This window comes from Cupriavidus oxalaticus (assembly GCF_016894385.1).
In the GTDB taxonomy this organism is placed as follows: domain Bacteria; phylum Pseudomonadota; class Gammaproteobacteria; order Burkholderiales; family Burkholderiaceae; genus Cupriavidus; species Cupriavidus oxalaticus.
Map to the genome: position 1 here is coordinate 971,511 of NZ_CP069811.1, position 18,676 is coordinate 990,186.

Below are 18,676 nucleotides of genomic sequence, written 5' to 3' on the forward strand. Positions count from 1 at the left end.
CTGCGTCAGAAGCTCAGCGCTACAGAAACCACGGCGATCTGATCATCCGCAGCGGGGTTAAACCAATAGACCGCGCCCGAGATGTGCTTGCCCTTTACTTGCGCAAACACGCCCCGCTGCAGATTGCGGCCGTTGTCCGGCACGTGCGTGCGCTGGGCCGCCAGGCCCAGCCGCAGCCAGTCACGTGGACGCCAGGCCAGCTCGCTCCACGCATAGGCATACCCGGACGGCTCGGCGTCCGGCACGTACTCGAACTCGACATAGGCATCGAAATGACGGCCGGTCAGCGTAGCCTCGAACCCGCCCACGACGCTGTGTACGCTGCCGGTGACCACGCCCAGGATCGGGGTGAAATCCAGGCGCAAGGCGTCACCCCAGCCGAGGTTGTAGCCCACGAAGAACGAATAGGCATCCATGCCTTCATAATTGCTGCGCGCTTCCAGGTGCAACGCGCCGCGCTTGGCGATGGCGATGCCGGTGACGTAGGATTCGCTGCCGCGCGGCAGGTTGAGATAGGCCGAAACCCCGCCGCTCCAGCCCGGCGCCTCCGCGGTCGCAGGGGCGGTCGCAGGCGCGGCGCTGTCCTCGGCAGCGCACAACGGCAGCGGCGCGGTTACCGCGGCCAGCAGCAGCCAGGGTGCGGCCAGCCGTGCTGTCATGCTCTTTGCAGGCATGGTCAGCCCCCAAGCGCGATGATGGCCATGGTCAGGGCGATGCCGACCAATGTCATCACTACCCCCGCCATCCATCCGCCGAAGCCGGCAGAGCGCCCAAGGGCAATGCCCGCCCCGAACAGCATCAGGATGGTCAGCACGCGCGAAACCAGCAGCGCGGTCGGGACGTCCGAGAACAAGATGAAGGGCAAGGCCACGGGGAAGGTGGCAAGCACCACCAGCAGGAAGATCCCCGCGGCTGCCAGCAAATCCTGTGGAGCCAGTGCCGGGCGCACGGGCAAGTCGGCGTGTTGGGCGATATGGCCTCGCATCGCTTCCAGCTGGGCGTCGTCGACCAGCGTGCGCAAAGCCGGCGAAAGCGCTTCACGCAAGCGTCCGATGGCGTCAGCCGGGTCGCCGGCATTGCGCACCGCCTTGACCAGAGACAGCCTGCGGCCGCGTTCGGTCAGCGTGCGCACCAGGTACATCACTGCGTCAGCCAGCCCCCAGGCCAGGTTGCAGCCCAGCGCCGTATAGAACATCGTGCGTGAGGCGTCAGCTGGCGCGCCAACGGCCGACACCGCGCCCACGAACGTCAATGCCATGAACAGGCCGAAGCACATCTCGCACACGCGGTCGACGGTATCGAGCAGGCGCGGCCGCGCCTCGGCGGCTTGGGGATCGAGGGAAGTGGTCAACACTGGCGTGCACCCCAACAGGCCTGCCCACGGCGGAGGTCTGCAACGATGCCCGCCCACCTTGTCGGGCGTGATGGCATCGATCCTGAGGATCCCGGGCGGCAGGCACTCTCCGGGTGAGACCGGACAAGGCGGCGCCACCGGACTGGCCAACGGCCGCCACCTTTACTGTAGGCAAAGATTCACACCGCTGGTAGCGCCGCGCGCACTCCGTGCGGCCGTCGTCGCGCACGGATCCGAGCTGTCCTGGCCGATAGTGACCGTGGCATGTAATGCAAAGTCGTTGGCATCGTTTGCACGGCGTGCACCGGGTTCCATGCGGCATGATTGCCGGATGGGAGATTGCACAGTTTGTCCGCCAGCGTTTCCCGGTTTGCGAAGATGGCGGGCCTGATATCGAGATGGGTGGCGACCTGCATCGATGCATCGGAGAGACATCCATGTCCGTAAGATTCCTGACCCCGGGCTTGCTAAGCACCTGCCGGGGCTATTTGCCCGGCATGGTCATCAGCGCGGTGGTAACCGTGGCAGCCATGTCGCTTGCCGCGCATTATCAGGCGCCGGTGATGCTGTTCGCCTTGCTATTGGGCATGGCGCTGAATTTCCTGTCCCAGGAATCCTCCGCGGCTTCCGGCATCGACTTCAGCGCCAGGCAGGTGCTTCGGCTAGGTGTGGCCTTGCTGGGATTGCGCATCACCGCCGCGCAGGTGGCCGCACTGGGCTGGCACTCCCTTGCCATGGTGGTATTGGCGGTGGCGCTGACGATACTGTGCGGCATCGTGCTGGCCCGAATGATGGGCTTCCAGACGTTCTTCGGCCTGCTCACCGGGGGCGCTGTGGCAATCTGCGGCGCTTCCGCGGCGCTTGCCCTGTCGGCGGCCATGCCTCAGCATCCGTTGAAGGAGCGCGCGACGCTGTTCACGGTGATCTCCGTCAGCACGCTTTCCACGGTGGCGATGGTGCTGTACCCGATGCTGGCGCAATTGCTGGCCCTGCCGTCGCTGCAGGCCGGGGCCTTTATCGGCGGGACGATCCATGACGTGGCTCAGGTAGTGGGGGCCGGTTACAGCATCTCGCACGAAGCCGGCGATGCGGCGACGCTGGTCAAGCTGATGCGGGTGGCCATGCTGCTGCCGGTGATCGCGCTGGCTGCATGGCTGTCGCAGCGGCATCAGCGGGCACAAGGCGACGCCGGAACGGGCCAGCGTCCGCCGCTGCTGCCGTGGTTTGCCGTGGCGTTCGCGGTGCTGGTGGCGATCAACAGCACCGGCTGGCTGCCTGCGGCACTGGTCAAGGCGGGGCAGTTTGCTTCGCAGTGGTGCCTGGTCATGGCCATGGTGGCAATCGGCATGAAGACGCATCTCAAGGAGATCCTGTCCGTAGGCTGGAAGCCGGTGGCACTGATGGTCCTTGAGACGCTGTTCCTGGCGACCTTGTTCTACGGCATGCTGATGGTCATGCAACCCTAGTCCGCAACCGCAGGTCCCGGCGTCGCGCCTCTGCCACCTCTGCCACCTCTGCCACCCCTGCCACTTCCACCACCTCGATCAGCGCATCGACCACGGCCACGCCATCGGCGCTCGCCATCACCGGATTGAGGTCGACCGAGCGGATCGCACCGCCGGCCGCATGGACCAGGTCGCCGACCTGCACCGCCAGCCGGCACAGCGCGGCGATATCGACCGCCGGCTCATTGCGCACGCCTTGCAGCAGCGGCGCGATGCGCAGGCCGTCCAGCGCGCGGGCGACGTCGGCTTCGCTGCACGGCGCCAGCAGCACGGCGGTGTCGCGCAGCGTCTCGACATACTTGCCACCGTCACCGATCACCAGCACCGCGCCGAATACGGGATCCCAGTTCGCGCCAATCATGCATTCGCGCTGGCCACGCGACATGCGGGCGACCACGATGCCTTCGCAATGTGCTTCCATTGCCTGCAGCGTGCGCGTCTGGGCGGTGAATGCGCGTGCCACCGCCTCGGGGTCATTGCAGTGCAGCGCGACCAGCCCATGCTCGCTCTTGTGCGGCACCTGCGGCGAACTTGCCTTGACCGCCACCGGTGCGCCGATGCGCTGCCACGCGGCCACCGCGGCGTCCACGTCGCGGCAAAGATAGTGTTCGACCACCGGCATGCCTGCTGCCGCGAGACGCGCAAGACTGGCGGCTTCGCTCAGCGTCGTGCTTTGCTCCGGTGACGCAGGCAAGGCCGGTGCAGCTGGCAGTGGTGGCTCGCCTTCAGCCGCGATCTGCCGCAGCCGTTGCTGGTGCGAGACCAGTTGCGAGAAGGCTGCCAGCGCCTCGGCTGCGCTGGCGTAGGTCGGAACGTTGGCCTGCCGGAATGCGTCGGCCACCGGCGGTTGCCATACCGCGACCGCGACAGGCTTGCCCGCGGTGTCGGCAAACGCGGCGGCATCGCGGGCAAAGCGCGGCACGTCGTAGCCCATGCCGGAGACGGGGATATCGAGCAAGAACAGGTCGGCGGCGGGATCGCGCGCCACCACCGGCAGCACCTCGCCGAACAGCGCGCTGTTGGTCAGCAGTGCGGCGGTGACATCGACCGGGTTGGCGGTGGCCGCGAAACCGGGCAGGCGCTCGGCCAGCGCGGCCTGCGTGGCATCGGACAGCGGCGCCAGCGTCAGCCCGCACGACGGCGCCGCATCGGCGGCCATCACGCAGCTCGCGCCGGAGTTGCTGACGACCACCAGCCGCCTTCCCTCGGCCTGCCATCCGCGCAGATACATCGGCGCGCAGCGCGCCAGCGCGTGCGCATCGTCCACGCGCCAGATGCCATGGCGCTGCAGGAAGGCCTCGACCGCGCGGTCCTCGTTGGCGATGGCGCCGGTGTGCGACGCGGCGGCGCGCTGCCCGTCCTGCGAGCGCCCGGCCTTGACCGCCACCACCGGCACGTTGCGCGCCCGCGCCACGCGCGCGGCCTCGGCCAGCACCTCGGGATCGGACAGGCTTTCCAGGTACAGCAGCACCAGCCGCACGCCGGGATCGTGCGCCACCGCCAGCGCCAGCTCGCTGACGGTGATGTCGGCCTGGTTGCCGGTGGCATGCATGTGGCGCACGCCGATGCCCTGGCCGCGCAGCAGCCCGTAGACCATCGCCGCCACGCCGCCGCTCTGGCTGACCACGGCGACCGGCCCGTCCTGCGGCGGCACCTCGATGAACATGGTCGAAAAGCTGGCGATGGCGCCGCTGCCGAAGTTGGCCAGCCCCTGGCTGTTGGGTCCGACCAGCCGCAGCCCGCTGGCGCGCGCGGCGCGCACCATCTCGTCCTGCTGGCGCCGGCCTTCGGCACCGGCCTCGCCGAAGCCCGACGCAATCACGATGGCCGCGGCCACGCCCAGCCGCGCGCAGTCCCGCACGGCCTGCACGGCGGCGTCGCCGGCGACGATGATGATGGCGAGTTCGGGGACTTCCGGCAGCGCATCCAGCCTCGGATAGGCGCGCAGGCCCTGGATGGCGTCGCGCTGCGGGTTGACCGGGTAGAGCGTGCCGGCGTAGCCGTGCGTCTTCATGTAGTGGATGGGCCGGCCGCCGATCTTGTGGATGTTGTCGGAGGCGCCGATCACGGCGATGGAGCGGGGAGCGAGCAGGGACTGGAGGGGAGCGGGCATTTGTTCCTGGGAGGCTTGTCTGGGGGTTGGGGCATTGCAGCGATGCGGACTTCGTTGAAGCGCCGGCCCTCACCCCCAACCCCTCTCCCGCCGAGCGGGAGAGGGGAGCCGATGTCGAGGGGCGGCGGCAGGCACCGGCGCATTTGCATACCGACGGTTTGCTCCCCTCTCCCGCTTGCGGGAGAGGGGCAGGGGGTGAGGGCAGGCCTATCCGGACCACTGAGTCCTATTCGCGCCGAAAGCGCAGCAGCGTCCCTTCCCCAAATCGCATGAACCCCGCACGCACGCGGTCGCCGATCGCCACGCCGGGATCGGCATGGCCCATCACGCGCGGGCCTTCGTCCAGCGTGGCCAGCACCAGCGTGTAGGGCGCCAGCGCGCGGAAGGCGTCGGTCGGGGCGCGGCTGATCTCGGTGACCGCATAGACCGTGGCCAGCCCGCTGGCCTCGCGCCAGTGCAATTGCAGGCTGCCGCAGGTGCGGCAGGCGTGGCGCTCCAGCGGCTGCCAGGCGCCGCAGCCGTCGCAGCACTGGTAGCGCACCACGCCGGCATCCAGTCCGTCGGTATAGGGATGGCTGATGGGATGATTCACGGCGCGGCCTCCAGCACCAGGCTGACATGGGACGACAGCACGCCGCCGTCGGCATGGAACAGCGCGCGGCGGCGCTTGCTCAGTTGACGTTCCCCGGCGCGTCCGGCGAGCTGGCGCGCGGCTTCGGCAAGATGCATCAGGCCGCCCGCCACGCCGGAGTGGCCGAACGCAAGCAGCCCGCCATGCGTATTGAGCGGCAGCGCGCCGCCGCGGCAGAAATCGCCGGCCTGCAGCCGCGCGTGCGCTTGTCCGCGCGGCGCCAGTCCAAGTTCTTCCAGCAGCATGACCAGGGTGATGGTGAACGAGTCGTAGATCGCCAGGCAATCGATGCTTTCAACGTCGCCGCCGGCTTCGGCAAAGGCGCGCCGCGCGGCGTCGGCGGCGCCGGTCCGCATCACGTCGCCGATCGCGCCCAGGTGCTGGTGCCGGTGTGCCTGGCCCGCGCCAGCGATGCGCACCGGCGTGCCGGCGCCAGGATCGGCGGAGACGAGCACCGCTACCGCGCCATCCGAAATCGGGCAGCAGTCGGACAGCCGCAACGGGGTGGCGATCGGACGGGCGGCACGGGCGTCGGCAAGGAACAATGGCTCGCGCAGGTGCGCATCGGGATGGGTTGCAGCGTGCTCGCGCATCAGCACCGCAAAGCCGGACAGCGCATTGGCATCCATGCCGGTCTCATGCAGGTAGCGCGACGCCAGCAGCGCGTAGTAGGCCGGTACCGAGGCGCCGTTGGGCACCTCGGCATGCGGCTCGCCCACCTGCGCCAGCGTCTGGCTCGACTGGTCGCGGCTCTGGCCGCTCAGGCGGTTCTCGCCCGCGACCACCAGTACATGGCGGCAGCGGCCGGCGCGCACCAGTTCGTGCGCCAGCATCGCCATCACGCCGCCGGTGGCGCCGCCCGCGGCCACGCCGTGGGCGTAGGCTGGCGTGAGCGAGGCGTATTCGCAGAAGCGGTCGGCCAGCATCAGGTGCGGCAGCGTGGTGGCATAGCCGCACAGCACGCCGTCGATGTCGGCGCGCGCGAGCCCGGCATCGGCCAGCGCGGCATCGGCGGCCTGCGCCATCAGCGTCAGCGGCGTGCTGCCCTCGATGCGGCCGAAGCGCGTGTTGCCGGTGCCGCGTACATAGGTGGTACAGGTGGCGCTCATGTCAGTGCCTGAGCAGCGGGCATTGCGATTTCGATGCCGGCATGAAGGCCTGCTCGCCGGGCACCGTCGCCACGACCTTGTAGTAGTCCCATGGGTATTTGGATTCGGCCGGCGTTTTCACCTCGAACAGGTACATGTCGTGGATCATGCGACCGTCTTCGCGAATGCGGCCGTTCTTTGCGAAGAAGTCGTTGATCGGCAGCGACTTCATCTTCTTCATCACCGCCGCGGTCTCGTCGGTCCCCGCTGCCTGCACCGCCTTCAGGTAGTGCGTCACCGACGAATACGCGCCGGCCTGGCTCATGTTGGGCATCTTCTTCAGCTTCTCGAAATAGCGGCGCGACCACGCGCGGGTGGCATCGTTCATGTCCCAGTAGAAGGCTTCGGTGAGCACCAGGCCGCCCGCGGTCTTCAGTCCGATGGCGTGGATATCGTTGATGTAGAGCAGCAGTCCCGCCATGCGCTGCGCGCCGTTGCGCGTGAGGCCGAACTCCGACGCCGCCTTGATCGCGTTGATGGTGTCGCCGCCGGCATTGGCCAGTCCCACGACCTGCGCCTTGCTGGCCTGCGCCTGCAGCAGGTACGAGGCAAAGTCGCTGGCGCCGATCGGGTGGCGCGCGGCGCCCAGCACCTTGCCGCCGGTCTCGTTGATGACCGCGGTGGCGGAGTCCTGCAGCGTATGCCCGAAGGCGTAGTCGGCGGTCAGGAAGAACCAGCTCTTGCCGCCGCGCTGCACCGTGGCGCGCGCGGTGGTGTTGGCCAGCGCGTAGGTGTCGTAGGCGTAGTGCACCGACACCGGTGTGCACAGGTCGTTGGTAATGCGCTCGGTGCCCGGTCCGGAGAACACCACGATGCGGTTTTTCTGCCTTGCCACTTCCAGCACGGCCAGCGCCGGCGCCGAGGCGGCCACGTCGAGGATGGCATCGACATTGCCCGTGTCGTACCACTCGCGCGCCTTGTTGGCGGCGATATCGGCCTTGTTCTGGTGGTCGACCACCACCAGCTCGATCTTCTTGCCCAGCACCTTGCCGCCAAAATCGTCGATGGCCATCTGCGCCGCGGTGGCGCTGCCGCGGCCGGTGACATCGGCGTACAGGCCGCTCATGTCGAGCAGCATGCCGATCTTGACCACGTCGTCGGAGATCGCTGCCTTGGGCTGTGCGTGCGCGGCGCCGCAGGCAAGCGCCGCGGCCACGGCGAGGACGCCGGCGGCCCGGCGCTGGATCGAATGGCGAAGCTTCATGGTGTCTCCTCTGGCTTGTTGTGGTTCTTGTTTGGGCTAGACGGTGGCGATCGGCGTCACCGGGGACCCCACCGCCCCAGGCAGCCGCAGCGGCGGCGCGGTCAGCTGGAAGCGGGTGCGGCCGTTGGCGCGCAGCCAGTCGGCCAGCTCGCGCAGGTACCACAGCTCGCCCAGCGGCAGGCCCAGCTTGAACAGGCAATGGTGGTGCAGCGGCAGCAGCGGGTGGTGCTTGTCGCCATCGGGCGCGGGGCGGGCCGGGTAGCGCTCGACCGCGTAGTTGTCGGCGATCAGCGCGGCGATGCCGGCATCGGTGATCCACTGCAGCAGGCGCTCGTCGCGGCCGTCGAGCGCGCAGCAGCTGTGGTGCAGCACGGCTTCGTCGGGCTCGCGCTGCATCGACAGCACGACCTCGGCAAAGCCGGTGCGCAGCAGCAGCATGTCGCCGGGCTCGACCTCGGCCTTGCCGGCGTCCAGCGCGCGCATCAGCTCGTCATAGCCGACATTGCGGAAGTCCTGGCCGTACACGTGCGCCAGGTCCACCAGCACGCCGCGCCCCTGCATGCCCTTGACGGCGAAGTGCTCGATGCCGAGCGCGTGCGCGGCGCTGTGGTCGTGGCCGCAGGGGTGGGCCGCGAAGTGGTCGTCGTCGGCATAGTCCACCGGGCCGACGATATGCTCGTTGGCGCGGAAGCCGTTGTAGTAGACCCGCTCGGGCCGGCCGTCGCCGTCGGCATCGAACAGCGCGCCCACGTGCGCCAGCGCATCCCACTGCGTGCTGTACTGCAGGCACAGCAGCACCTGGTCGTCGCTGATCACATCGGTGGCGGCAGGATCGACCTTGGCCAGCGGGAAATTGAGGCAGGGGCTGTCGTCGCGAAAGGTCGGGCGCAGTTGCGGCGGGTGTCGGCGCTGGTTGAGCTTGTTGCCGCCCGGATAGTCCAGCGGCAGCGACAGGCAGAAGCTGATGCCGGCCTGCACCTCGCGCGCGCCCTTGACGACCTGCTCGGGGCCGATCAGGTTGACGCGGCCCAGCTGGTCGTCGGGGCCGAAATCGCCCCAGTTGGAACCCTGCGGACGTTGCTTCCAGCGCATGTCATGCCTCCTCTCGCGTACGTGGCCGGGCGGCCGGCCGTTGGATGTCGGGTCTGGTGCCTGGCTTCACGGCGGCGTGCGCGCGCCAGTGCTCGCAGATGGCGTCGGCCTCGCGCCGCAGCGCGCGCGCCATCGCGGCCTCCCGGCCGGTGATGCGGTCGTTGAGCGCCGCAATGCTGATCGCGCCCAGCGGGTAGCCGTCGGGGCCGGGCAGCGCGATGGCGATGCCGCCCATGCGCTCGACCACGACGTCCAGCAACACGGCGTAGCCGCGCTCGCGCGTGGCCCGCACATGGCCCAGCAGCATGTCGCGGCTGAAGCGCGGGTAGCGGCGCATGGCCGGGGCGATGCCGTCGAGCACCGCGTCGACCTCGGCATCGGGCAGCGCGGCCAGCAGCGCCAGGCTGCCGGCGCCGATGCCCAGCGGCCGGCGGCTGCCGATGTCCAGGTAGTTGGCGCGAATCGGGAAGGTACCCAGGCGCAATTCGATGCAGACCGATTCGCAGCCGCTCGGCACGGACAGGATGGCGCTGTCCTCGAAGGCGTTGGCCAGCCGGATCAGCGCGGGGCGCACCAGCGGGCGCAGATCGGTGCGCGCCAGCGTGGCGGCATGCAGCGCCAGCCATTCGCGCCCCGGTGTGAAGGCCTTGGTGGCGGGATCGCGCGCAACCAGTCCCTCGGCCGCCAGCGTTTCCAGCAGGCGCAGCGCCGAGGCCTTGTCGACGCCGGCGGCCAGCGCGAGGTCAGTCAGGCGGCTGTTGCGGGCATCGGTCAGCGCGCGCAGCAGGCGGCAGGCTTTCTGCAGCGAGGTGCTCGGGGTCGTCACGGCGGTGGTCTCCTGGTCCGGTTTTCGTCACGTGAAACCGGTTGGAGCCGTTATAGGCTATCCGTGGCTGCGCGTCATTCTGCGCTGCCAAAAAGTTTTGCCGGATGAAATAGATGGCTGTCGGCGGCAGGATGAACGAATGTTGTCGTACAACAATGCCAAGAATCAATGACTGACAACGCAAGAGTTGAGTTCATGCCAAAAATTTGATGCATTATATGGCGTTTAAGCCTCTTTAATCAGGGTAACTCCGAGCACCGGCGAGCTCAAGAGTCTCTACAATGTCATCAGACAACGTAACACATGACCGGCATACTGCCGTTCCCTGAAGAAAGCCTGCAATCATGAGCGAAGCGACCCCAGCCCCGGCATCGCGCCCCCTCTACATCACGATGCACCCCGACGACAACGTCGCCATCGTCGCCAACGACGGCGGGCTGCCGGCCGGCGCCACGTTTCCGTGCGGCCTGACGCTGGTCGAAGGCGTGCCGCAGGGTCACAAGGTCGCATTGACGGACCTGCGCGAAGGCGACGAGGTGATCCGCTACAACGTGGTGATCGGCTACGCGTTGAAGGACCTGCCGCGCGGCAGCTGGATCAACGAGCGCGTGATCCGCATGCCGGCCGCGCCGGAGCTGCACGACCTGCCGGTCGGCACGCGCGTCAAGCCGCTGCCGCTGCTGGAGGGCTACACCTTCGAGGGCTACCGCAATGCCGACGGCTCGGTCGGCACGCGCAATATCCTCGGCATCACCACTACCGTGCAGTGCGTGGAGGGCGTGGTCGAGTTTGCCGTGCGGCGCATCAAGGAAACGCTGCTGCCGAAGTACCCCAACGTCGACGACGTGGTGGGCCTGGAGCATACCTACGGCTGCGGCGTGGCGATCGACGCGCCGGATGCCGGCATCCCCATCCGCACGATCCGCAATATCGCGCTGAACCCTAATTTCGGCGGTGAAGTGATGATCGTCAGCCTGGGCTGCGAAAAGCTGCAGCCCACGCGGCTGGTCGGCGCCGGCACCATCCCGATCCAGAAGGAAGGCGAGCCCGACGTGGTCTGTCTGCAGGACGAGCAGCACGTCGGCTTTGCCTCGATGATCGATTCGATCATGGCCACGGCCGAGAAGCACCTGCAGCGCCTGGACGCGCGCCGGCGCGAGACCTGCCCGGCATCGGACCTGGTGGTGGGCGTGCAGTGCGGCGGCAGCGATGCCTTCTCCGGCGTGACCGCCAATCCCGCGGTGGGCTTTGCCACCGACCTGTTGGTGCGCGCCGGCGGCACGGTGATGTTCTCCGAGGTCACCGAGGTTCGCGACGGCATCGACCAGCTCACCGCGCGCGCCGCCACGCCGGAAGTGGCCGAGGCGCTGATGAAGCAGATGGCCTGGTACGACGCCTACCTCGAAAAAGGCAAGGTCGACCGCAGCGCCAACACCACGCCGGGCAACAAGAAGGGCGGCCTGTCCAATATCGTGGAAAAGGCGATGGGCTCGATCGTCAAGTCCGGCACCGGGCCGATTCACGGCGTCAGCGGCCCGGGCGAGAAGGTCACGCAGAAGGGCCTGATCTACGCCGCCACGCCGGCCGGCGATTTTGTCTGCGGTACGCTGCAACTGGCCGCCGGCATGAACCTGCACGTCTTCACCACCGGCCGCGGCACGCCCTACGGCCTGGCTGAGGTGCCGGTGATCAAGGTCTCGACCCGCAATGACCTGGCGCGCCGCTGGCATGACCTGATGGACGTCAACGCCGGCCGCATCGCCACCGGCGAAGCCACCATCGAAGAGGTGGGCTGGGAGCTGTTCCACACGCTGCTGGCCGTGGCCAGCGGCAAGAAGTCGTGGGCGGAACACTGGAAGATCAGGAACGCGCTGGTGCTGTTCAATCCGGCGCCGGTGACCTGAGGCCCCTGACCTGGAAGTTCACAGGACAACAGAAAAGACTAGTCACCTTCGAGGATCCGGCCAGGGGAATGCTGCTTCCATTCACCGCCGGGTTCACGAATTGACGATATGGCTCCCGCAAAGAGAGCAACCCGGCTTTGGACTCTGTCCGCCGGCGCCCGCCCGCTGCCAATGCCTCACGCGGCGTCCGGCGCTCCCACCAGCGCCATCAGTGGCGCCATGCATGGGCTGGCCGCCGCCAGCGCGCGCTGTTCGTCGAGGATGTCCTGCAGGATGGCATGCGTCGTATCCGGGTTGGCCAGCACCACGCGGAACACGGCAATCGGGCGGCCACCCCACTGTGTCGACGTCAACTGCGTGCGCGATACGAACGAGCGGCCGGCATCGCGCTGCATTTCCTGGATGCTGATGGTCAGCGCATCCAGCGCGTCCAGGATCTGCTCGCGCCGGTCGGCCGAAGCCGTTGCCAGCGCGGCACGCACGGTCTCGGGCACATGGCGATAGGTCAGGATGCAAAGCTGCGGGTGGCTGTCGAGCTCGAAATCCGGCTGCTGCGCGATCAGGGAGGCAAAGTAGCGGGCATTATCGATGCTGCGATCAATCAACTGCGCCAATCCCTTGCGACCGAGCAGGTGCAGGTTCGCATAGAGCATGACGGCCGCAGCGCCGCGCGATCCTTCGAGCGTATGGCGCCCCAGGTCCACCGAGCCCTTGCGCACGATGTAGTTCGCATGCTGGATGATTTCCTGCGTCCACGCCGGGCTGCGGAACAGCACCATGCCGGCACCCATCGGCACGTAGAACTGCTTGTGCGCATCGATGACGACGGAATCGGCACGCTCGATGCCCGCGAAGCGCCAGCGCTCGCGCTCCGACAGCAGCGTTGCGCCGCCCCATGCGGCATCCACGTGGAAATGGCAGCCGGCCTCCTGCGCGACATCCGCAATCGCGTCGAGCGGATCGACCGCGCCCGTCTCCGTCGTCCCCGCTATGCCGACGATCGCCATCGGCCGGATGTTGCGCCGCTGCAGGTCGCGCATGGTGTCGCGCAGCAGGTCGATGCGCATGCGACCGTCTGCATCGACGCCGACCGGCACGAGATTGTCGCGCCCGATGCCAAGGACATCGGCCGCCTTGCCCAGCGAGTAGTGCCCGCGCTCCGAGACGACGATGGCAAGCCCGTCATGGCCGTAATGGCGTAGCGCAGCCACCAGTCCGGTGCGATGGATGCCGGCGAAGCCATCACGCGCGCCCAGCAGGTTGTTGCGGCTCGCCCATAGCGCGGTGAGGTTGGCGACCGTGCCGCCGGAACAGATCGCGCCGAGCGCGTGGTCGGCATCGTGCAGCCATCTCGCATAGAACGCGCTGTCCTGCGCAAACACCAGCTTGTGCAGCATGCCGATGACCTGGCGCTCGAGCCCTGTCAGCGCGCCAGAGGTCTCGAGCTTCACGACGTTCTGGTTCAGCGCGGCCACCACCTTGGCCAGCGAGGGCATGAACGACGGCAGCGACGACGTCATGTGTCCGACGAAAGTCGGTGATGCCACGGGGATCACGTGCCGAAACACATCGTTGAGCAGATGATCGGCATGCGCTTGCGGCGATGTCGGCGTCTCGGGCAGCTCAACCGACGCGAACACCGCCTCGCGTGTGGCGCACGCGCCAACCGGATCAAAACGCTCGCCCGCAAAGAAATCCGCCGGATGCTCGGCAATCAATCGTTCGAGCGATTCGAATGCACCCCGATCCGCGTCGAACCAGCGCAAGGGGCAGTCGTCGCCCCCGGCCGTGCTTTGTGAGGTCTGTTCGCGAAAGATGTCCGGCTTCATTTGCATTACTTCAGTCCCGTAGCGCCATGTTGCGCCGGGCATTATGCCGGATCGGGACGGATGCGGGAGGTCGAAGGCCGGCACGCCCCCATGTCGGGGGTCTGAAAGTCTGCTTCCCGAAAAGTAAAAACCCCACACTCTGGGGAAGTGCGGGGTTCAGGAGCGCGGAACCGGGTTGGGGGACGGGTGTCCCGGGCCGGGATTTGCAGCCCTCTTAGAGGGGGGCGCGGTCGGAGGCAATGTAGTACCTGGCGCCGTCCGTATAAGTGTCGAATTTGCCGCTTTTTGCACCGTCAGTGTAAACATCGTACTTCCCGGACCGCGCGCCGTCAGTGTAAGTATCGAATTTGCCACTTTTGGCAAACACCGGAGCGGCCGCCAAGGTGGCAGCGAGGGTGGCGACAGCGACTAGGGCACGGCGATTGATATTCATGGCTCTCTTTCTTCCATCTGGTGAATGCCATCCTGGGTCCAGTGCGTGTTGCACCGCGGCATTCGATGGGTGCCATATTAGGGATTTCCCTGGTGGCGGTAAACCCTTACGCTCACAATGATCGGTTCCAAAAGCCACAATAATCTGCCCTGAACCGGAAAAATCCACGGTTGCTTGGCATGCCGCATAGTCGACCTGCCCCTTGAAGCGCCAATCGTCCGCTGCCATGAACAGAAATCCAGGAGGCAGGATGCAAACGCGGCAGCTTGCACTCTATGCGGCGGAAGCTTCCAGCAAGTCAAAGCGTCGAGGCATTGCTTACGCGCCGATAGTAAAGCTTGCCAACAAAGGGGAGGTCCAACGAGATTCGGTCGGCTTCTTCAAAATGGAATGAGAGCCCGATGCTCAACGGGCCCTCGAGCGTTACCTGGTCTCCCTTTGCCGTGATGGCAGAAATGGGAATCTCGATTTCTCCGTCCGGACTTCGCACTGCATGGGGGGTAATCTCGAACTCCGGCCCCATCGGCACGCTGATACCCTGCGTGGCGAAGCGCTCGGCACGCCAATGCCCCAGAATCCGATTGCCGTCGGACTTGCCACAGGCAAGCAGGACAGCGGCGGCGAGTATCGCAGGAACGGCGCGTACCGCGGCGCTCGTCGTGCGATGCTTGCCCCGGTGCAGCAGGGCGATGGCGTCTGGCAGCATCATGTGGTTTGCTTCCGATACTGGTCAACGAGCTTGTTGAATCGCGGATCCTTTCTCATGCTGTCGAGATCCGGGTCCTGGTCCATTTTGTCGAAGTAGGGGAAGCCGGCCATGAAGCTCGCTTCGAATTCCTTCAGCGCATCTTCGGTACGGCCCTGTTTCAGGCGCAGCACGGCCATGTTGTAAGGCACCAACGATTGCTTGGGATCGAGTTCGCGCGCCGACGTCAGGGTCTTTTCCGCTTCATCCAGCTTGCCTTGGCTCATCCTTGCAATGGCGAGCTTGAGCATCTCGTTGGCCGCGGCCTTGTTGCTGGACAGCTCGGCTGCCGCGGCGTCTCCCGTCCTCAGGTCAGTTTCTCCTTTTGCACGGAGTGCCTTGGTTTCTGCCTCGTCCGGCCCGATGCCCCCGGCTGGCGCAGCACCTGTCGCCACCGGTCCCACGGCCGGTGCCGAAGCGGACGAGGCTTCCGTAGCCGGCGCCTCCGCTACCACAGCCGGTGCCTCCGCTACCACAGCCGGCGCCGATTCTGCACCACGACCCATGAAGAAGTAGCCTGCCCCGGCCATGACGGCAACGGCCGCAACGACTGCCCCGGCGATGACGGGCTTGCTGACACCGCCTTGGCTGCCGCCGCTCGGGGTATTCACCTGGTCCAGCAGAGTATTGCACCCTGGGCAACGAAGGTCCTCGCCCGGGGAGCGTTCGAAGATCTCGCCGGCATTTGCCTTGTCGCAGTCGCCCAGGGTCGGGCACTTGTATTTCGCCATGTCTTTCTGCTCTCTCGATTCACTGTATGGGGAGGGGCCTGCCACGCTTGCGTGGCGACAGGCCGTGCGTGCTGTCAGTCGGCCACGGCGGGCAGCCCGGCGATTTCGAACACAGGTGCCTGCATGGCGCTGAGCGCAACGAACTGCGGGTCCTGGTCATCCTCGCCGGCTTCGGTGAAGCGGGTCATCACCAGTGACGTGTAGGCATCGCGCAGTTCAATCTTCTTGTCGATATGCTTGTAGTCGGCGTCGATGCGCCTGGCCACTTCCTTCTCGAGGATGGACTGCAATTCACCGGGGTGGTCGGCTTCGAGCACGTCGTGCCAGGTCTTGCCCTGCAGCACATGGACTTTTGGCAGCCCGCCGGTGACATGCGTGAACACCCATTCCATCAGGCCGGTGGTCTTGTTCTGACGCTCCTTCACCATGTTCAGCATGCGCGCAAGGAGGATGTAGGGTTTGCGGCGAGCTTCGGCGCGGACCTCGGCCGCGGAGCGGGCGAACAGCGGCGGCAATTTTCCGCCGTCGCCTTCGCCGTGCAGCAGCACCGCTTCCTTGGCGTCCGCCAACAGGCCGTCATAGTGGCGCTTGAACTCGCCAAGCGACTCCACGAAGCGCGCCGGCATCAGGGACGCGATCTTCATGATCACGATCTGGTTCGAAAGCTTGCCTGCCGCGACCTTCGTATCGGAGGCCGGATCCTTCTGCGATTCGAACAGCCCGGCCAACGCATTGCGGAATTCCTTCTGGCTTTCGCAGTCGGGCAGGAATACGCCGATGGTCTGTGTGCGTCCCTGGCTGCCGCCCACATTGTTGGCCACGATACGGTCGACTTCAGTCTTGTTGAAGACCAGCGTCGTTCCGGCTTCCTCATACAGCTGCGAGACAAACTCCTTGAGGCCGGCCGGATTGGCGTCGTAGCGCTTCTGCAGACGCTCCACGATGTTGACGTGCAGCACCGGCGGCAGCGTCTTGGCAATCTCGGCGTGCGCCATCTCTACAATCTGTGCGGATTCCTGCGAGAGCGTGGAAATGAGGCTGCCCAGCGAAATGCTCTGCAGCAAGGCGTCGAAACCATCAGTATCCGTCCCCGCCAGGTCGATGATCGACTGGCGCACGCGCTGCGTACGGGCCGTCTGGGCAGCCTCGTCGACAACCAGCGCCTTCATCACATTGCCAATCGCAGCCTGGTCGAAGATGCGCTTCTGATAGACGGCGTCCGACGCGCCCAGGCGAGCCGCACGTTCCTGGGCAACCTTGTCGGTCGCAGCCACGAGGTTTTGGTGCAGGCTGTCGATGGTGCCACGCAGTGTGACCAGTTGTTCCTTGATAAACGGAACGAGGCTGCAGGCGAACTTCAGACCCTGGTGGTTGGTGTTCAGCGTGAACTGATCCTGCAAAAGCGCGCCGATGTCGGAGAACAGCGCGCCCCGCTTGTCCGTCAAGTGCTTGCCCAGGAAGCCAACCTTGTTGAACTGGCCGCTGAGTTCCGCCACTCGCTGCTGGATGGACTCCAATTCGGCAGGCATCTTCGCCACACGCTCGGAAAGCAGCGCGAGGCGCTCGTCAAGCATCGCGATGAGCGCGTCGGTGAACTGGCGAAGCTGGAACAGTGACGCGTTGCCCGCCTTCCAGCGCGCGAACAGATCCTTTTCGATGTGGCGCCCAATGTGGCGCGCCATCTCTACGCGCGCGTTGCCCTTGACCTCGAAAAACTTGCGAACGCCCCCCATGGTCCGATACGTATCGTCGAACACCTTGGCAAGGCGGCCAGTGAGCACCGGCACCCAGTTTGTTTCCTCGATCGTCTTGTCGGCCTTGATGTCGGGGACCTGCAGGCTGACGATCTGCTTCCAGTATTCGCGCGGCGGCTTCCAGGAAGCGTTCCTGGCGTCGTCCTCGAGGATGCCCGTGTCGAGCGTCAGATGCGCATCAGTCAGCAGCAGCGACTGCAGCGTGTCAGGCTTGCGGGCTTCGAAGCCCCAGTCCTTCTCGATTGCCTCGTCGGCATAGCCTTCGCCCTGGCGGAAGTTGTTGTACATCAACTGCCGGGTTGCCTGCTCGGCAAAGCCATAAGCCAGATATTCCTTGATCTCCTGCTCCGGAACAACGACGCGCTTGATGCCGAAGGACATGAACAGCTTCGCGCGAGCCTTGCCGATATGCTCGTCGCTCTCGAAGTTCTTGATGTCGTTCTCCCCCTTCTCGGCACGCCCGAGCCCCTCCCACTCCTTGTTCATCGTCTTCTGGAAGATGAACTCGGCAACGATCCGCGGCACCTCAAGGTCGACATCAAACTGCACATTGTGCTCGTTGATGTTGTTGACCAGGTAGCAGCCGTTGAAGTAAATGTCGTGGTCAAGCCGCGAACCGTCCAGCAGGTTGACCGGCTTGTACTTGCCGACGGCCAGCGCGTTCAGCTCGGACAACGCGGCGTATCCGTTGGCATAGTAGGTGGACAGGCCTGCCACGTCCTTCACGCGGCGCGAGTTCTTTTCCGGCAGGACGGCATAGACCAGAACACGATAGAGATCGTGGTCGGCGCACTTGTGGCGGATCTGCGCCACCGCGTCGACAATGGAGCCGCTGCCAGTGCCGCCCGCGAGGCCGCAGACGATGTGGATCACTGCGCCTTTCTTGCTGCCGGGGGCCGACTCGAGTACGGCCAGGCGGTCTTCGATGGCCTTGACGAAGCGTGGCGCGTTTTGCGCGAACACAACGCGTCCCAGCTTGCGGCGCTGGGCGGCGCCGGCAGTGGTGGCGTTGACGAAGTCAAACACGTCCCGCGGTTCGATCCAGTCCTTCAGGCCCGGGAACGACTCCGGATCGCTCAATACCGGGCGTACATTGCTGGCGGTATTGATCAGATACTGGCTGCGATCAAGATCGATGTCCTTGCCCAGGACTTTCCATTCCTCCTTCTTGTTGATCTCGTCGTCGGACGTATCGACGTAGAGGTACTCGAAGCGCGCTTCGGAAGGGCTATTCCCCTGCGCGTCCCTGCTGCGTTCGATTGTCTTGCGGAGATGACGAATGATCTTGCCGCCGGTGCCGCCGAGGCCAACGATCAGATGGTTGTTGCTCATGGAATCCTTTCGCGTAGATGCGATGCGGGCAGACGCGACTTGCGCCGCCGTCCCCCGGAACTGGTCGGGTCGTTA

General features: G+C 66.1%; 15 protein-coding genes. 2 read left to right on the plus strand and 13 right to left on the minus strand.

Annotation, left to right across the window (positions count from 1 at the left end; translation table 11 throughout):
• Positions 1 to 5: 5 nt before the first annotated feature.
• Complete coding sequence (locus tag JTE92_RS04390) at positions 6 to 659, minus strand: hypothetical protein (RefSeq protein ID WP_232353458.1); 654 nt, start codon at positions 657 to 659, stop codon at positions 6 to 8.
• Positions 660 to 676: 17 nt separating this feature from the next.
• A complete protein-coding gene (locus JTE92_RS04395; RefSeq protein ID WP_063240812.1) occupies positions 677 to 1,354 on the minus strand; it encodes a hypothetical protein in 678 nt (225 codons plus the stop codon).
• A 320-nt stretch (positions 1,355 to 1,674) separates the two neighbouring features.
• Between JTE92_RS04395 and JTE92_RS04400 the strand changes: the two genes are divergently transcribed.
• Entirely contained in the window at positions 1,675 to 2,820 is a 1,146-nt protein-coding gene (locus tag JTE92_RS04400) for a YeiH family protein (protein ID WP_306431083.1), read from the plus strand.
• Here the strand turns inward: JTE92_RS04400 and JTE92_RS04405 are convergent.
• The 6 genes from JTE92_RS04405 to JTE92_RS04430 form a co-directional block, all read right to left on the minus strand.
• A complete protein-coding gene (locus JTE92_RS04405) occupies positions 2,807 to 4,972 on the minus strand; it encodes an acetate--CoA ligase family protein (protein WP_232353457.1) in 2,166 nt (721 codons plus the stop codon). The two genes, JTE92_RS04400 and JTE92_RS04405, sit on opposite strands and share 14 nt — an antisense overlap.
• Before the next feature lie 226 nt (positions 4,973 to 5,198).
• Complete coding sequence (locus JTE92_RS04410; RefSeq protein ID WP_232353456.1) at positions 5,199 to 5,564, minus strand: Zn-ribbon domain-containing OB-fold protein; 366 nt, start codon at positions 5,562 to 5,564, stop codon at positions 5,199 to 5,201.
• Positions 5,561 to 6,712 carry a thiolase family protein gene (locus JTE92_RS04415; RefSeq protein WP_063240814.1) on the minus strand — a complete coding sequence of 384 codons (1,152 nt, stop codon included), beginning with the start codon at positions 6,710 to 6,712 and terminating at the stop codon, positions 5,561 to 5,563. Before JTE92_RS04415 ends, JTE92_RS04410 begins: the two co-directional genes overlap by 4 nt.
• A 1-nt stretch (position 6,713) precedes the next feature.
• Entirely contained in the window at positions 6,714 to 7,955 is a 1,242-nt protein-coding gene (locus JTE92_RS04420) for an ABC transporter substrate-binding protein (protein ID WP_063240815.1), read from the minus strand.
• A 36-nt stretch (positions 7,956 to 7,991) separates the two neighbouring features.
• Complete coding sequence (locus JTE92_RS04425) at positions 7,992 to 9,047, minus strand: cyclase family protein (RefSeq protein WP_063240816.1); 1,056 nt, start codon at positions 9,045 to 9,047, stop codon at positions 7,992 to 7,994.
• Between the two features lies 1 nt (position 9,048).
• On the minus strand, positions 9,049 to 9,873 hold the full coding sequence (locus JTE92_RS04430) for an IclR family transcriptional regulator (RefSeq protein WP_063240817.1): 825 nt from the start codon (positions 9,871 to 9,873) through the stop codon (positions 9,049 to 9,051).
• A gap of 344 nt (positions 9,874 to 10,217) precedes the next feature.
• Here JTE92_RS04430 and garD point away from each other — a divergent pair, with 344 nt between their 5' ends.
• Positions 10,218 to 11,777: a galactarate dehydratase gene (gene garD / locus JTE92_RS04435; protein WP_063240818.1), complete on the plus strand. Its 1,560-nt coding sequence runs from the start codon at positions 10,218 to 10,220 to the stop codon at positions 11,775 to 11,777.
• Positions 11,778 to 11,953: 176 nt separating this feature from the next.
• Here garD and panP read toward each other — a convergent pair whose 3' ends face one another.
• From panP to JTE92_RS04460, 5 genes are all read right to left on the minus strand, one after another.
• Positions 11,954 to 13,606: a pyridoxal-dependent aspartate 1-decarboxylase PanP gene (gene panP / locus JTE92_RS04440; protein WP_063240819.1), complete on the minus strand. Its 1,653-nt coding sequence runs from the start codon at positions 13,604 to 13,606 to the stop codon at positions 11,954 to 11,956.
• A gap of 214 nt (positions 13,607 to 13,820) precedes the next feature.
• Positions 13,821 to 14,267, minus strand: a complete 447-nt coding sequence (locus JTE92_RS30755) for a hypothetical protein (RefSeq protein ID WP_371136900.1) — start codon at positions 14,265 to 14,267, stop codon at positions 13,821 to 13,823.
• A 70-nt stretch (positions 14,268 to 14,337) separates the two neighbouring features.
• Entirely contained in the window at positions 14,338 to 14,748 is a 411-nt protein-coding gene (locus JTE92_RS04450; RefSeq protein WP_063240821.1) for a hypothetical protein, read from the minus strand.
• Complete coding sequence (locus tag JTE92_RS04455; RefSeq protein ID WP_063240822.1) at positions 14,745 to 15,515, minus strand: tetratricopeptide repeat protein; 771 nt, start codon at positions 15,513 to 15,515, stop codon at positions 14,745 to 14,747. The genes JTE92_RS04450 and JTE92_RS04455 overlap by 4 nt, the downstream gene beginning before the upstream one ends.
• 74 nt (positions 15,516 to 15,589) lie before the next feature.
• Positions 15,590 to 18,601 carry a tubulin-like doman-containing protein gene (locus JTE92_RS04460; RefSeq protein ID WP_063240823.1) on the minus strand — a complete coding sequence of 1,004 codons (3,012 nt, stop codon included), beginning with the start codon at positions 18,599 to 18,601 and terminating at the stop codon, positions 15,590 to 15,592.
• Positions 18,602 to 18,676: the final 75 nt, after the last annotated feature.

What these genes read in the sequence shown, in the direction of transcription:
- JTE92_RS04425 (WP_063240816.1), bottom strand. Translation starts at nt 9,047, where the DNA reads ATGCGCTGGAAGCAACGTCCGCAGGGTTCCAACTGGGGCGATTTCGGC.
- JTE92_RS30755 (WP_371136900.1), bottom strand. Translation starts at nt 14,267, where the DNA reads ATGGCAGCGGACGATTGGCGCTTCAAGGGGCAGGTCGACTATGCGGCA.
- panP (WP_063240819.1), bottom strand. Translation starts at nt 13,606, where the DNA reads ATGAAGCCGGACATCTTTCGCGAACAGACCTCACAAAGCACGGCCGGG.
- garD (WP_063240818.1), top strand. Translation starts at nt 10,218, where the DNA reads ATGAGCGAAGCGACCCCAGCCCCGGCATCGCGCCCCCTCTACATCACG.
- JTE92_RS04455 (WP_063240822.1), bottom strand. Translation starts at nt 15,515, where the DNA reads ATGGCGAAATACAAGTGCCCGACCCTGGGCGACTGCGACAAGGCAAAT.
- JTE92_RS04415 (WP_063240814.1), bottom strand. Translation starts at nt 6,712, where the DNA reads ATGAGCGCCACCTGTACCACCTATGTACGCGGCACCGGCAACACGCGC.
- JTE92_RS04390 (WP_232353458.1), bottom strand. Translation starts at nt 659, where the DNA reads ATGACAGCACGGCTGGCCGCACCCTGGCTGCTGCTGGCCGCGGTAACC.
- JTE92_RS04450 (WP_063240821.1), bottom strand. Translation starts at nt 14,748, where the DNA reads ATGATGCTGCCAGACGCCATCGCCCTGCTGCACCGGGGCAAGCATCGC.
- JTE92_RS04460 (WP_063240823.1), bottom strand. Translation starts at nt 18,601, where the DNA reads ATGAGCAACAACCATCTGATCGTTGGCCTCGGCGGCACCGGCGGCAAG.
- JTE92_RS04420 (WP_063240815.1), bottom strand. Translation starts at nt 7,955, where the DNA reads ATGAAGCTTCGCCATTCGATCCAGCGCCGGGCCGCCGGCGTCCTCGCC.
- JTE92_RS04405 (WP_232353457.1), bottom strand. Translation starts at nt 4,972, where the DNA reads ATGCCCGCTCCCCTCCAGTCCCTGCTCGCTCCCCGCTCCATCGCCGTG.
- JTE92_RS04400 (WP_306431083.1), top strand. Translation starts at nt 1,675, where the DNA reads ATGATTGCCGGATGGGAGATTGCACAGTTTGTCCGCCAGCGTTTCCCG.